The following is a 13,515-nucleotide window of genomic DNA, read 5'->3' on the forward strand; positions in this document are numbered from 1 at the left end:
GATCGGGTCACGCCATCGCGGCCGGGTGCCGTTAGACTTCCCGTATTCCGACTGCGAGGCCTGCGATGCGCACGCTCTATCCCGAGATCGAACCCTTCGACACCGGCACGATCCAGGTCGACGACCGCCACACCCTGTACTACGAACAGTGCGGCAATCCCGACGGCAAGCCGGTGGTGCTGTTGCACGGCGGCCCCGGCGCGGGTTGCAGCCCGAAGATGCGCCGTTTCCACGACCCGGCCAAGTACCGCATCGTCCTGTTCGATCAGCGCGGCAGCGGCCGTTCGACCCCGCACGCCGATCTGGTCGACAACGGCACCTGGGAGCTCGTCGCCGACATCGAGAAACTGCGCGCCAAGCTCGGCATCGACCGCTGGCAGGTGTTCGGCGGCTCCTGGGGCTCGACCTTGGCGCTGGCCTATGCCGAAACCCATCCGCAGCGCGTGACCGAACTGGTCCTGCGCGGGATTTTCATGTTGCGCCGCTGGGAGCTGGAGTGGTTCTACCAGGAAGGCGCCTCGCGCCTGTTCCCGGATGCGTGGGAGCATTACGTCAATGCAATCCCGTCGGTTGAGCGCCACGACCTGATCAGCGCCTTCCATCGCCGCCTGACCAGCGAAGACGAAAAGACCCGTCTCGACGCCGCGCGCGCCTGGAGCGTATGGGAAGGCGCGACCAGTTTCCTGCACGTCGACGACGATTTCGTCAGCGGCCACGAAGACGCGAAGTTCGCGCTCGCCTTCGCCCGCATCGAGAACCATTACTTCGTCAACGGCGGCTTCTTCGAAGTCGAAGACCAGTTGCTGCGCGACGCGCACAAGATCGCCGACATTCCGGGCGTGATCGTGCACGGCCGCTACGACGTGGTCTGCCCGGTGCAGAACGCCTGGGAACTGAAGAAAGCTTGGCCGAAAGCCGAGCTGACGATCACCCCGGCGTCGGGGCATTCGGCGTTCGAGGACGAGAACGTGGACGCCTTGGTGCAGGCGACGGATCGGTTCGCCTGATCGCGGTTCGCTGACGGAGCAGCATCCGTACCGGCCCTTGCACCTACCCAAGAGCGGCTGCGAACTGGCAACGGTTGCCTTGCTTTGCCTTGCCTTTGCCGTATGCAGCTTGGCGCTCGCGGAGGCAACAGAAGACCCACAGGGCGGCCCGCAGGGATGCGGGCCGTTTTTCATCGGGACAGGGAGGTCCCGTATGAAAAATCACCGCGGAAGCACCGCGAGTGCGGGCTGGTGATTCAAAACAAAGCAACTTCTTTGGTTACCTTTCTTTTGTTGCTTATGACAAAAGAAAGTAATCCGCCGCTTTAGTGGCGGAAGCTTTGGGTTTGATCTTGATATTGATCGATTAGACGAAAGAGGCGCCGCAAGACCGTAACGACGCAGTCGCGGCTCGCGCCGCTGCTACCCTGGCGCAAGCACTCCGCCTCGGCGAACGGCGACGGCCCCATCATCTCTGCGCGTCGCGGTCGCGACTCACGTCGCTCCTACAGGAGCACACCCGAAGACGACGCGACATTGAGATAGGGCGGTCGCGGCTCGCGCCGCTCCTACCCTGGCGCGAGCAAGTCACCTCGGCAAACGGCGATGGCCCCGTCATCTCTGCGCGTCGCGGTCGCGACTCACGTCGCCCCTACAGGGGCACACCCGAAGACGACGCGACATTGAGATATGGCGGTCGCGGCTTGCGCCGCTCCTACCCTGGCGCAAGCACTCCGCCTCGGCGAACGGCGACGGCCCCATCATCTCTGCGCGTCGCGGTCGCGACTCACGTCGCTCCTACAGGGGCGCACCCGAAGACGACGCGACATCGGGACATGGCGGTCGCGGCTCGCGCCGCTCCTGCCCTGGCGCAAGCACGCCGCCTCGGCGAACGGCGACGGCCCCGTCATCTCTGCGCGTTCGCGGTCGCGACTCACGCCGCTCCTACAGGAGCACACCCGAAGACGACGCGACATTGGGACATGGCGGTCGCGGCTTGCGCCGCTCCTACCCTGGCGCAAGCACTCCGCCTCGGCGAATGGCGACGGCCCCATCATCTCTGCGCGTCGCGGTCGCGACTCACGTCGCTCCTACAGGGGCGCACCCGAAGACGACGCGACATTGAGATAGGGCGGTCGCGGCTTGCGCCGCTCCTACCCTGGCGCAAGCACTCCGCCTCGGCGAATGGCGACGGCCCCATCATCTCTGCGCGTCGCGGTCGCGACTCACGTCGCTCCTACAGGGGCGCACCCGAAGACGACGCGACATTGAGATATAGCGGTCGCGGCTTGCGCCGCTCCTACCCTGGCGCAAGCACGCCGCTTCGACAGTGGGCGACGGCTCGGTTTTCTCTGCGCGGCCGCAGTCGCGACTCACCTCGCTCCTACAAAGGCGGACCCCGCATCAGCAACATCTCGTCGTAACCACCCACGCAGCCGTCGTCGCTATGCCGCCGTCCCCTCCAGGCGCCCCTCGCTCAGGCGGCGCTGCCGTCCGGGTTGCGGTCGATCATCCACAGGCCCGCCCAGAGCTTCAGGTCGAGCTCGAAGCCTTCGGCCTGCTTGCGCATCAGCCAGGCCGGGGCCTCGGCGCGCGGGACTTCGTGGACCAGGATGTCTTCGCCGTCGATGCCGCCGCCGTCGCCGACCTTGCGCAGGCCGGTGGCGCGGACGAAGGCGATGCGTTCGCTGCTCATGCCGGCCGAGGTCGGGCCGGTCAGCAGCACTTCGACGCGGGCCGGTTCCCAACCGGTTTCCTCGACCAGCTCGCGGCTGGCGGCCGATTCGAGGGTGTCGTGGGCGTGGTCGTCGCCGACCAGGCCAGCCGGCATTTCGATGGTGCGCGCGGCCAGCGGGACGCGGTACTGCTCGACGAACAGGATCCGGTCCTCCGGCGTCACCGCGACGATGATCACCGCCATGCCCTTGCCGTGGGTGCGTTCGGCGTACTCCCAGTGGCCGCGGCGCATCATCCGCAGCCATTGGCCGTCGTACAGGGTCTCGACTCTTTCGGCGTCGTGCTCGCGGTCGTGTCGGTCGGAGTGTCCGTGGTCGGCCGGCGTCATTGCGTTCCTCGCGTCATGGCATCGCAGTGTTGTTGCAAGACTGCGATGCTACGACGGAACCTGTGACGTCGCGAAGTCCAGCCCCACCGCTTCATGCAGGCGGCGGCGGGTCATCGGCCCGAACCGCAGGCGATCGCACAGTTCCAGCAGGCCGGCGCCGTCGGCCTGGCCGCGCACGAAGTGGCCGCTGCTGTCGCCGAGCGGGGCGTCGAGCGCGATCGTCGCCAACTGGCGGCACAGCAGAGCCTGAGCGTGGTGTTCACGCAGTCGTGCGGCCGCGCTGGCGGCGCCGCGCACGCGCAGGAACGGCACTTCCTCGACCCGCGCGAGCAAGGCGTCGAGGGTATCGAAATGGCCGAGCAGGGCCGCCGCGGTCTTGGCGCCGATGCCGGGCACGCCGGGGATGTTGTCGACCGCATCGCCGGTCAGGGCCAGGTAGTCGGCGATCTGGCGCGCGAGCACGCCATGCCGCGCCGGCACGCCTTCGGCGGTCCAGCGCTGGCCGCGGGCGAAGTCCCACTGCTCGTCGTGGCCGTCGAGCAGTTGCGACAGGTCCTTGTCCGCCGAGACGATCACGCCGCGGTAGCCATGCGTGCGCATGCTCGCCAGTGCGCTGCCGATCAGGTCGTCGGCTTCGTACTCGACATGGGCCAGCACCGACAGGCCCAGCGCGCTGCACAAGGCCTTGCAGTGGCCGAACTGGCGGCGCAGCGCTTCCGGCGCCGGGTCGCGGTTGGCCTTGTAGGCCGGATACAGGGCGTTGCGGAAGCACGAGTCCAGGGCTTCGTCGAAGGCGATCGCGATGTGGCGCGGGCGCTCGCGTTCGATCAGCTCGAGCAGGAAACGGGCGAAACCGTGCACGGCGTTGGTCGGCCAGCCCTCGGCGTCCTGGAACTCGTCCGGAATCGAATGCCAGGCGCGAAACACGTACAGGCTGGCGTCGACCAGATAAAGCGGTGTGCGCGGCGCGATAGTCATGGCGTCATTCAAGCACGCGGCGCTCAGGTCGGCGACCAGATCTGGGTCAGATCGGCCGGGTCCGGGCGGTCGCGCTCGGGCGCTTCGAGCTTGGGCGTGCCGATATGGATGAAGCCGGCGATGCGTTCCTCGGCGGCCAGGCCCAGCCAACGCTGGACCTGCTCGTCGTAGGCCGGCCAGCCGGTCAGCCACACCGCGCCGAAGCCGAAGGCCTGCGCGGCCTGCAGCAGGGCGAAGCAGACGCAGCCGGCGGTCAGGGTGCGCTCGAACTCGGGGATTTTTTCGTCCGGGCCCAGCTTGGCGATCACCGCGACGATTATCGGCGCGTGAGAAAAGCGTGTGCGATCTTTCTCCACGGCGCCGGCGCCGGCCTCGGGAAACAGCTCGATGCCGCGTGCGGCGACGCGTTCGCCGAGCACGTGGCGGTCGTCGCCGCGCAGGATCAGGAAGCGGAACGGCACCCGCTTGCCGTGGTCGGGCACGCGCACGGCCGTCCGCAACATACGCTGAAGCGTCGATTCGTCCGGTCCGGGGGCCGAAAGTTGCTTCGCCGGCACCGAACGTCGGTTATCGAGCGCGCGCAGCAAGTCGAGATCATTGGGTTGCATGGAAGACAAATTGACTCCTGTCACAAAAATGAACGGCAATGCATTAATGGACGCATCTTGGCACTATCCTGCAGAGGCAGTCGGAAACCGACGCGCCTGCGTCAAGCATCCAGGGGAACTTCGCTAGTGTCCGGTCATTTGCACGGCGTCGCTCAGACCACGCGCACCGACCCGTCGCGCGTGCTCGAAGAAATCAAACGACAGACGCTCGAGCAACTCGGGGGGCTGCCGGGCACCCTGTACGCACCGATCGAAGAAGCCCTGAAGGCCGAATCGCTGAAAGGCGACGGCCGCAATCACCAATACGAAGACCAGGCCGCATTGTGGGTCCTGCGCCAGCAGCAGGCCAGTCATGTCATGGCGTTTCGGCAGCAGGTCGGGCTCGGTTTCGAGGCCTTCCGCTCGCCGGCCTCGGCGGTCGGCGGCCTCGGCGGTTCGCCGCTGCAACTGGTCGGCGAACAGCAACTGGCCTTCGACCTCGACGGCGAACGCCTGACCGAAGCGCTGGAACAGCGCTATCTGCGGCCGCTGGAGATGCTGCAGGGCCGGCTCAAGATGCTGTCGGCCTCGATCGGCGCGCCGGCCGGCATCAACCCCTTCGGTCCCTACCGGCTGGTCAAGGCCTTCATCTCGGTCTACGCCGAAACCCAGGTCACCGAAAGCCTGCGCGTCCGCCTGTTCCGCGAGTACGAGCACGAGCTCGCGCGGCTGCTCGGCGATCTCTACGGCCGCATCAACAACTTGCTGGCGACCGCGGGCTACGGCGTCGGTCACGGCAGCATGGCGCCCGGCGCGCCGGTACGCGCGGCCGAAGAACGGCGCGAGCGCAATACGCTCGACGACGTATTCGACACCGTGCCTCATCGCGAGTCCTCGACGCCTATGCACGATTACAACGCCGCGACGGGCGGCTACGGCGGCGAAAGCCATGCCGGCCACCCTGGCGCAGCGCGTGCGACCAATTACGGCGGCGGCCACGATCCGTCGCAGCCGGTCTCGCAGGCCGACGTCGCGGCGATGGCCAACGAACTGGCCGAGCTGCGCTCGCAACTGCACGCTTGGCGCGAAGGCCTGGTCAAGGCCGGCGGGTTGCCGCCGGCGCACATGCCGCAGCGTTCGATGGCGCCGCGGCGCGAGCTGCGCGTCGAGGAAGTGGTCGGCATGGCCTCGCTGCTGCAGCCCGAGCCGCCGGACGCCTATGCGCGCGCGCTGGCGGTGTCCGGACGCCTCGGCGAAACCATCCGCGACCAGCTCTACGACGGCGCGCGACGGCTCGGCTTCAATCCGGACCAGACCTGCTTCAGCGCCGAGGAGGACGATGCGATCGATCTGGTCGCGCTGTTGTTCGACTCGCTGTTCCGCAACCACGCCCTGCAGGACCGGGCACGCCGCGTCTATGCGCGCCTGGTCATGCCCTACGTCAAGGTCGCGCTGACCGACAACGAAGTGTTCGTCAAGCGCGAACACCCGGCGCGGCGCCTGCTCGACGCGATCACCGAAGCCTGCGAAGGCAACGACGGCGAGACGCCGCAGGACCGCGACCTGCTCGAGCGCGCCTCCTCGATCTCGCAGCGCATCGTTTCGGACTACAACGAAGACCTCGCGGTGTTCGAGCTGGCCCACGCCGAACTCGACGCGCTGCTGGCGCAGCATCGGCGCCGCATCGAATTGCAGGAACAGCGCGCGGCCAAGGCCACCTACGGCCGCGAGCGTCTCGGCGCGGCGCGCGGCCAGGCCGACGCGGCGGTGCGCGAGCGCATCGGCGAAGCGCGCCTGACCCAGGCGGTCGCCGATTTCCTGGCCACGCCCTGGCGCCATCACATGGTGCAGGTGCTGTTGCGCGAGAACGAAGATCCCAAACGCCGCGCGCAGGCGCTGGCGCTCGGCGACGCCCTGGTCATGGCCGATCGCCTCGCCGCCGAGAACCGGGGCCGCGAACTGGCCGACCAGTTGCTCGCGTTGCAGCCGATCATCGTGCAGTGCCTGGCGAGTTCCGGCCTCGACGACAGCGCCGCCCAGCACGGCATGGCCGGTCTGGTGCGCGCGCTGGTCACGCCGGATATCGAACGCGCCAAGCATCCCTTGCCGACGACGGCCGAAGTCGAGGAAGACGTCGCCGAGGAGCGCCGCCTGTATCTCGCCGCCGGCAGCACCTCGGCCAATCACGATCCCCTGCTGGCCGAACGCATGCGCCAGCTCGAACCCGGCGACTGGCTGCGGCTGACCAACACCCAGGGCGAGACGATCGCGGTCAAGGTCGCCTGGAGCAGCCCGCTGACCTCGCGTTTTCTGCTGGTCAACCGCCGCGGCGTACGCGCGCTGGTCGCCTCGGCCGAAGAGCTGGCGACGCTGGCCTCGGCCGGCCGCCTCGTGGTCGGCGCCGAACGCACTGCATTCGACGAAGCCATGCGCCAGGTGCGCCGACATCTGGACCGGGTGATCTGAGTCCGGCCCCGCGCCTGCCAGACTCCACCTCGACCCCGACCCGCCGCCAGGCGGGTTTTGCATTCAGGCCGGCCGAGCACATTCGATGTGGGCGTTCGATCGGGGCATTGGTTCCGGGCATTGTCGTGATGTCGGAGGCATCGAGATCGCACGGCCGCCGGTCATTCCGCTACGATGCGGCGAACGGGGCACGGAGCGAAGCATGTCGGGCATCACGATTGGCGTTGCGAGCGAGACGGCGGCCGGAGAGAAGCGCGTGGCGCTGACGCCGGAGACCTGCAAGAAACTGATCGCCCGAGGTGCGCGCGTGCGCATCGAACGCGGCGCCGGGCGTGCCGCCAGTTTCACCGACGAGGCCTATGTCCAGGCCGGTGCGGAACTGGCCGACGATGCCGCCGCGGCGCTCGGCCAGGCCGATGTGGTGCTGTGCGTGCAATCGCCCGATCCCGCCCGCCTGGGCGCCTTGCGCGAAGGCGCGGCGCTGGTCGGCCTGCTCGCGCCGCAGGCCGATGCCGCGCGCGGCGAGGCCATCGTCGCTAACCGCCTGCAGGCGTTTCCGCTCGAACGGCTGCCGCGCACGACCCGCGCGCAGGCCATGGACGTGCTCAGCTCGCAGGCCGGCATGGCCGGCTACAAGGCGGTGTTGATCGCCGGCCAGCTGGCGCCGCGTTTCTTCCCGATGCTGACCACCGCGGCCGGCACGATCCGGCCCTCCAAGGTGCTGATCGTCGGCGCCGGCGTCGCCGGACTGCAGGCGATCGCCACCGCCAAGCGCCTCGGCGCGCAGGTCGAAGGCTTCGACGTACGCCCGGAAACGCGCGAGCAGATCGAATCGCTGGGCGGCAAGTTCCTCGACCTGGGCGTCAGCGCCGCGGGCGAGGGCGGCTATGCGCGCCAGCTCACCGAGGAAGAGCGCGCCGAGCAGCAGCGCCGGCTCGGCGAGCATCTCAAGAACATCGACGTGATCGTCTGCACCGCCGCGGTGCCGGGGCGTCCGGCGCCGAAGATCGTGACCGCGGCGATGATCGCCGGCATGAAGCCGGGCAGCGTGCTGGTCGACCTGGCCGCCGAAACCGGCGGCAACTGCGAACTGACCCGGCCGGGCGAAACCATCGACGTCGAAGGCGTGACCATCGCGGGCCCGTTGAACCTCGCGAGCAGCGGCGCGGTCCATGCCAGCGAGATGTATGCGCGCAACGTGTTCAATTTCGTCAGCCTGTTCGTCAACGACGGGGCGGTGAACTACGACTGGAACGACGAATTGCTGGCGAAGACCGTGTGGCCGGAACGGCCGGCGGCGGTGGCGGCCGCGACGGCGTAAGGCCGTCGACGTCGCCTGCGTTGACGGCCCGTCTGTAGGAGCGAGGTAAGTCGCGACCGCGGGACGCGCGGAGACGACGGGGCTGTCGTCGCTCGTCGAATCGGCGCGCTCTCGCCAGGGTAGGAGCGGCGCAAGCCGCGACCGCGCCATTGCGGTCTTGCAACCGCGAGTGCGCGGCGGCGCACAGCCAAAGCAAGGGCCGCAGTCGCAAACAGCTGACGCGCGCGGCGCCGCCATCCCCTGTAGGAGCGACGTGAGTCGCGAGCGCGGAACGCGCAGGGACCTCAACGCCTATGTCATCCATCGAAGCGGCGCGCTTTCGCCGGGGTATGAACGGCGCAAGCCGCGACCGCGAACCTGCGGCCGCCGGCGCGGGCGATCGGGGTTGCGCGGTCGCGGCTTGTGTCGCTCCTACAGGGGCGGCGGCGCAACCACGAGAGCGGCCGCCGCGCATCTCAATCGCGCGACGGACGCGGCCGGTCCGGCTTCGGCGGCGCGGGGTTGGCCAGCGCCCACGCACGGCGCTGCTCCGGGGTCATGCCGCGCCATTTGGCCATCAGGGCGCGCCGGCCTTCGTCGTCGAGGCCGCGCATCTTGGCGTACAGGGCGCGCATCTGGCCGCGATCCTCCGGGCTCATGTGCTCCCAGCGCTTCATGCCGCGACGCGCGTTCTGGCGCTCGTCCGGGGTCATCTGCTGCCAGCGGCGGGCGTGTTCGAGCATGCGCTGGCGCTCATCGGGCGAGTTGTTCCAGCGATCGCGCATCGGCGCGATCAGTTGCTCGCGCTGGGCCTGGCTCAGCTGCTCCCAGGCCGGCAACGGCGCGGCGCTGCGGGCGGCGGCCGGCGGGTCGCCGGCGAAGACGGGGGCGGCGGCGAGCAGGGCCAGGGCGGCGAGGATCGGGCCCAGGCGGCGGCTCTTGCAGGTGCGGCTAGGGAAGGTGCGGCGCATGGCGCTTACTCCGTGGGATTCGGCAGGGCGTCGCCGTTGGACGCCAGCCACAGGTAGAGGTCGGGGTTCTCGTCGAGCGCAGCGACGGCGGTGCCGGGGTCGTAGGCGGCGTCGGCCGGCGCCAGGCCCGCCACGGCCGGCGCGGTCTCGGGCGCCGCCGGCGCGCCGCCGTTGCCGCCGACGTGCAGGCCCAGGACCAGGGCGAACGCGGCCACGCCGCCGCTGGCCAGGGCCCAGCCGAGCACGCCGGCGCGGCGCACCGGCGCGGCCGAGGCCTCGCTGCGGATCGTGCGCAGGCGCGCGCGGGTCTGCGGGGTCACCTGCTCGACGGCGCGTGCGTGCAGGGCGCGCATGGCCTGGTCGAAACGCTGGTCGCGATCCACTGCGGAGTGAAGCTGGGGGGCCGCTGCGGGCCGTTCGTTCGGGGTCGTCATCGCCATTCCTCCAATTGCCGCTGCAGGGCTTCGCGCGCGCGCGACAGATGGGTTTTCACCGCGCCTTCGCTGCAACCCATCGCCCGCGCGGTCGTGGCGACGTCGAGTTCTTCCAGGATCCGCAGGCTGAAGGCCTCGCGTTGCCTGCGCGGCAGCCTGGCCAGCGCCTCGCTCAGGCGCGCATAGGCTTCGCGGCCGTCGTGAGTACGCTGCGGGTCCGGGCCGTCGTCGGCCCAGTCCAGCGGCGCGTCGTCCTCGCGCGGCGCCGGCGCCAGCCAGCGCAGGCGGAAGGTCCGCCGGCGCTGGATGTCGACGATCCGGCTGCGCAGGATGCTCCAGAACAACGGGGTCCATTCCGAGGCCGGGCGCTCGCGGTAAGCCAGCATCTTCATCATCGCGTCCTGGACCGCGTCGAGGGCGTCCTCGCGGTGGCGCAGGCCGAGCTCGGCGAAGCGGAACGCCCGCGTGCCCAGCCCGGCCAGGAAGGCGTCGATGGTCGCCGGCAGGCGCGCGGCCGGCTCCGGCAGCCCGTCCCCGGGCAGCGGCGGCATGTCCTGGACCCGCGGATCGGCATCGATGCTCACGCTGTCCAGCATACGGGCGCCTGGCGGTTGCAGCACCTGGACGGCTCCTCAGTGCGCCGCGGCCCGGGGGCGCGCGCTGGGGTCGGACGGGGTCGGCATGGGGATTCCTGTGCGGTGGAATGTGCATTGCTTACGGAATCCGGCAACGCCCCGGGGCCGGATCGGTTGACAACGCTGGCGCCGCATTCACGGCCGGTTATGATGCGGCAGACATCGCATGGGGAAAGAACGGATGAGCGACGGGTTCGTGGCGCTGTACATCTTCATGCTGGCGGGCATCGCCGGCCACGTGATCATCTCGCGGGTGCCGGTGATCCTGCACACACCGCTGATGTCGGGTTCCAACTTCATCCACGGCATCGTCCTGATCGGCGCGATCATCGTGCTGGGGCACGCCGAGACCACCCTGGAAAAGGCCATCGGCTTCGTCGCCGTGCTGCTCGGCGCCGGCAACGCCGCCGGCGGCTACGTGGTGACCGAACGCATGCTGGAGATGTTCAAGTCCAGCAAGAAGGCGGGTGGCGCATGAGCGGATTGTCGTTTGACGGCGGGACTCGGGACTCGCGGCTCGGGACTCGCAACAGCGCCGAGGGGGCCGCGAACGCCCGTGACTTCCGCTTCGGACGTCGAATCCCCAGTCCCCAATCCCCAGTCCCGGCGGAGGCGATCGCATGATCTGGCTGGGTATCTTGGTCAAGTGCAGTTACCTGGTCGCCGCCACCCTGTTCCTGCTGGGCCTGCAGCGCATGGCCTCGCCGGTCACCGCGCGCAGCGGCATCCGCTGGGCCGGCGCGGGCATGGTCATCGCGACCGTGGCGACCTTCTTCCAGCCCGACCTGCACAACATGGGGTTGATCCTGCTGGCGGTCGGCATCGGCACGGCGCTGGCCTGGGTCTCGGGCAAGAAGGTCGCGATCACCGACATGCCGCAGATGGTCGCGCTGTACAACGGCATGGGCGGCGGTTCGGCGGCGGCGATCGGCGCGGTCGAGCTGTTGCGCCTGTCGGCGCGGCTGCCGGCCGAGCCCTTGCACGCGCAGATCGAACGCGGCGTGATCGAAATGCAGACGCCGAACATCGCCCTGGTGCTGGCGGTGGTCGGCGCGGCGATCGGCGCGGTGTCGTTGTCGGGTTCGGTGATCGCCTGGGCCAAGCTCGACGGGCGCCTGGACAAGCGCGTGGTGTTCCCCGGCCAGCAGATCTTCAACGGCCTGATCGCGTTGGCGATGGTGGCCTGCGGCATCGCCGCGGTGATGACCCTCAACGTGCCGGTGATCATCGCCTTCTTCGTCCTGGCCCTGCTGCTCGGCGTGCTGATGACCCTGCCGATCGGCGGCGCCGACATGCCGGTGGTGATCTCGCTCTATAACGCCTTCACCGGCCTGGCCGTGGCCTTCGAAGGTTACGTGCTCGGCAACGAGGCGCTGATCATCGCCGGCACCATGGTCGGCGCGGCCGGCATGCTGCTGACGCGTTTGATGGCCAAGGCGATGAACCGGCCGATCAGCGGCGTGCTGTTCTCCAACTTCGGCGGTGGCGGCCAGGCGCAGGAAATCAGCGGCACCCAGAAGCCGATCGAAGCCGGGGACGTCGCGGCGATGATGGCCTTCGCCGAACGCGTGGTGATCGTGCCGGGCTACGGCCTGGCGGTGGCGCAGGCGCAGCACAAGATCTGGGAACTGACCCAGAAGCTGACCGAGCGCGGGGTCAAGGTGAAGTTCGCGATTCATCCGGTCGCCGGCCGCATGCCCGGCCACATGAACGTGCTGCTCGCCGAAGCCGGCGTGCCCTACGACATGATCGCCGACATGGACGACATCAACCCCGAATTCGCCAACACCGACGTGTCGCTGGTGATCGGCGCCAACGACGTGGTCAACCCGGTCGCCAAGACCGACCCGTCCTCGCCGATCTACGGCATGCCGATCCTGGACGTGGTCAATTCCAGGAACACGATCGTAATCAAGCGCGGCAAGGGCACGGGTTTTGCGGGCATCGAAAACGCGTTGTTCTACGCCGACAACACCCGGATGCTGTACGGCGACGGCGCGGAAATGGCCAGTGCGCTGGTCTCGGAACTGAAGGCGCTCGACGGCGGGCATTGAGCCCGCCGGTTCGGGTGTGCGTGGTGGCCGCGATGGCCACGCGGAGCAGTTGTGCTGAGATTTTGATCGGCTCTTCGCTCTGTTCTGCCGCTACGCTGTCTTGTTCTCGCCTCTGTAGGAGCGACGCGAGTCGCGACCGCGGGACTTGCAGAGGCGACAAGGCCGCCGCGATTCGCCGAGGCCGCGTGCTTTCGCCAGGGTAGGAGCGGCGCAAGCCGCGAGATCGTTGTGACGGCCTCGCGGCCCATTCCTCAGCCGCGACCGCCATCTCAACTTGCCTCGTAGCCGCAAGGCCTCTGTAGGAGCGACGTGAGTCGCGACCAAGAGACTTGCAGAGGCGACAAGGCCGCCGCCGTTCGTCGAAGCGACGGACTTTCGCAGGGTAGGAGCGGCGCGAGCCGCGACCGCCATCTCTCAACCTGCCTCGTAGCCGCAAGGCCCTTGTAGGAGCGACGTGAGTCGCGACCAAGGGACTTGCAGAGGCGACAAGGCCGCCGCCGTTCGTCGAAGCGACGGACTTTCGCAGGGTAGGAGCGGCGCGAGCCGCGACTGCGCAGCTTCGGTCTCGCGGCGTTTCGTGGCCGCAGCCCTGTAGGAGCGACGTGAGTCGCGACCACGAACGCGCATAGACAACGAAGCCGTCGCTATTCGTAGAAGCGGCATGCTTTCGCCAGGGGTAGGAGCGGCGCAAGCCGCGACATCGCTGCGGCGGCCTTGCGGCGCGTCGTTCATCGAACGAGATCAAGATCAAGATCAAACCCAAAGCTTCCGCCACTAAAGCGGCGGGTTACTTTCTTTTGTCATAAGCAACAAAAGAAAGGTAACCAAAGAAAAATGCTTTTCCTTGAAACAAGGGCCCGCGCGTTCGATGCATCCGCGGAGATTTTTCATACGGGACATCCCTGTCCCGATGAAAAACGGCGCGCATCCATGCGCGCCGCCCTCCGGGTTTTCTATTGCCGTCGCTAGCGCGAGGCGACGCACAGCAAGGCTCACGCCAAAGCCAAGCCAGAAGCCACGGTCGCGGTCAGAGGGTAGA

General features: G+C 68.6%; 11 protein-coding genes. 5 read left to right on the plus strand and 6 right to left on the minus strand.

Annotated features, from left to right (window positions below; genetic code table 11):
• Positions 1 to 65: 65 nt before the first annotated feature.
• A complete protein-coding gene (gene pip, locus AC6CH2_RS10745; RefSeq protein WP_031374220.1) occupies positions 66 to 1,007 on the plus strand; it encodes a prolyl aminopeptidase in 942 nt (313 codons plus the stop codon).
• 1,456 nt (positions 1,008 to 2,463) lie between these two features.
• On the opposite strand, the gene AC6CH2_RS10750 is transcribed toward pip, so the two are convergent.
• From AC6CH2_RS10750 to AC6CH2_RS10760, 3 genes are all read right to left on the minus strand, one after another.
• Positions 2,464 to 2,958 carry an NUDIX hydrolase gene (locus AC6CH2_RS10750; protein ID WP_435396565.1) on the minus strand — a complete coding sequence of 165 codons (495 nt, stop codon included), beginning with the start codon at positions 2,956 to 2,958 and terminating at the stop codon, positions 2,464 to 2,466.
• 141 nt (positions 2,959 to 3,099) lie between these two features.
• Positions 3,100 to 4,029, minus strand: coding sequence for a 5'-3' exonuclease (locus AC6CH2_RS10755; RefSeq protein WP_498269248.1), 930 nt, complete (start codon positions 4,027 to 4,029; stop codon positions 3,100 to 3,102).
• Positions 4,030 to 4,052: 23 nt separating this feature from the next.
• Positions 4,053 to 4,637, minus strand: a complete 585-nt coding sequence (locus AC6CH2_RS10760) for a nitroreductase family protein (protein ID WP_498269249.1) — start codon at positions 4,635 to 4,637, stop codon at positions 4,053 to 4,055.
• A 126-nt stretch (positions 4,638 to 4,763) separates the two neighbouring features.
• Here AC6CH2_RS10760 and AC6CH2_RS10765 point away from each other — a divergent pair, with 126 nt between their 5' ends.
• Both AC6CH2_RS10765 and AC6CH2_RS10770 read left to right on the plus strand, forming a co-directional pair.
• Entirely contained in the window at positions 4,764 to 7,082 is a 2,319-nt protein-coding gene (locus AC6CH2_RS10765; protein ID WP_498269250.1) for a DUF1631 family protein, read from the plus strand.
• 202 nt (positions 7,083 to 7,284) lie between these two features.
• On the plus strand, positions 7,285 to 8,403 hold the full coding sequence (locus tag AC6CH2_RS10770; RefSeq protein ID WP_498269251.1) for an NAD(P) transhydrogenase subunit alpha: 1,119 nt from the start codon (positions 7,285 to 7,287) through the stop codon (positions 8,401 to 8,403).
• Positions 8,404 to 8,858: 455 nt separating this feature from the next.
• Here AC6CH2_RS10770 and AC6CH2_RS10775 read toward each other — a convergent pair whose 3' ends face one another.
• The 3 genes from AC6CH2_RS10775 to AC6CH2_RS10785 are packed head-to-tail and all read right to left on the minus strand — an operon-like array spanning position 8,859 to position 10,338.
• Positions 8,859 to 9,353: a DUF3106 domain-containing protein gene (locus AC6CH2_RS10775; RefSeq protein WP_498269252.1), complete on the minus strand. Its 495-nt coding sequence runs from the start codon at positions 9,351 to 9,353 to the stop codon at positions 8,859 to 8,861.
• Positions 9,354 to 9,358: 5 nt separating this feature from the next.
• Positions 9,359 to 9,787, minus strand: a complete 429-nt coding sequence (locus AC6CH2_RS10780; RefSeq protein ID WP_498269253.1) for a hypothetical protein — start codon at positions 9,785 to 9,787, stop codon at positions 9,359 to 9,361.
• Positions 9,784 to 10,338 (minus strand): RNA polymerase sigma factor, encoded by a 555-nt coding sequence (locus tag AC6CH2_RS10785; RefSeq protein ID WP_498269527.1) that lies wholly within the window; start codon positions 10,336 to 10,338, stop codon positions 9,784 to 9,786. The genes AC6CH2_RS10780 and AC6CH2_RS10785 overlap by 4 nt, the downstream gene beginning before the upstream one ends.
• Positions 10,339 to 10,603: 265 nt before the next feature.
• On the opposite strand from AC6CH2_RS10785, the gene AC6CH2_RS10790 reads away from it, so the two are divergent.
• Both AC6CH2_RS10790 and AC6CH2_RS10795 read left to right on the plus strand, forming a co-directional pair.
• Positions 10,604 to 10,900, plus strand: coding sequence for an NAD(P) transhydrogenase subunit alpha part 2 (locus AC6CH2_RS10790; RefSeq protein WP_435395335.1), 297 nt, complete (start codon positions 10,604 to 10,606; stop codon positions 10,898 to 10,900).
• 142 nt (positions 10,901 to 11,042) lie between these two features.
• Entirely contained in the window at positions 11,043 to 12,476 is a 1,434-nt protein-coding gene (locus AC6CH2_RS10795) for an NAD(P)(+) transhydrogenase (Re/Si-specific) subunit beta (RefSeq protein ID WP_498269254.1), read from the plus strand.
• The last annotated feature ends 1,039 nt before the right edge of the window (positions 12,477 to 13,515 follow it).

The organism is Lysobacter sp. GQ73, assembly GCF_059758755.1.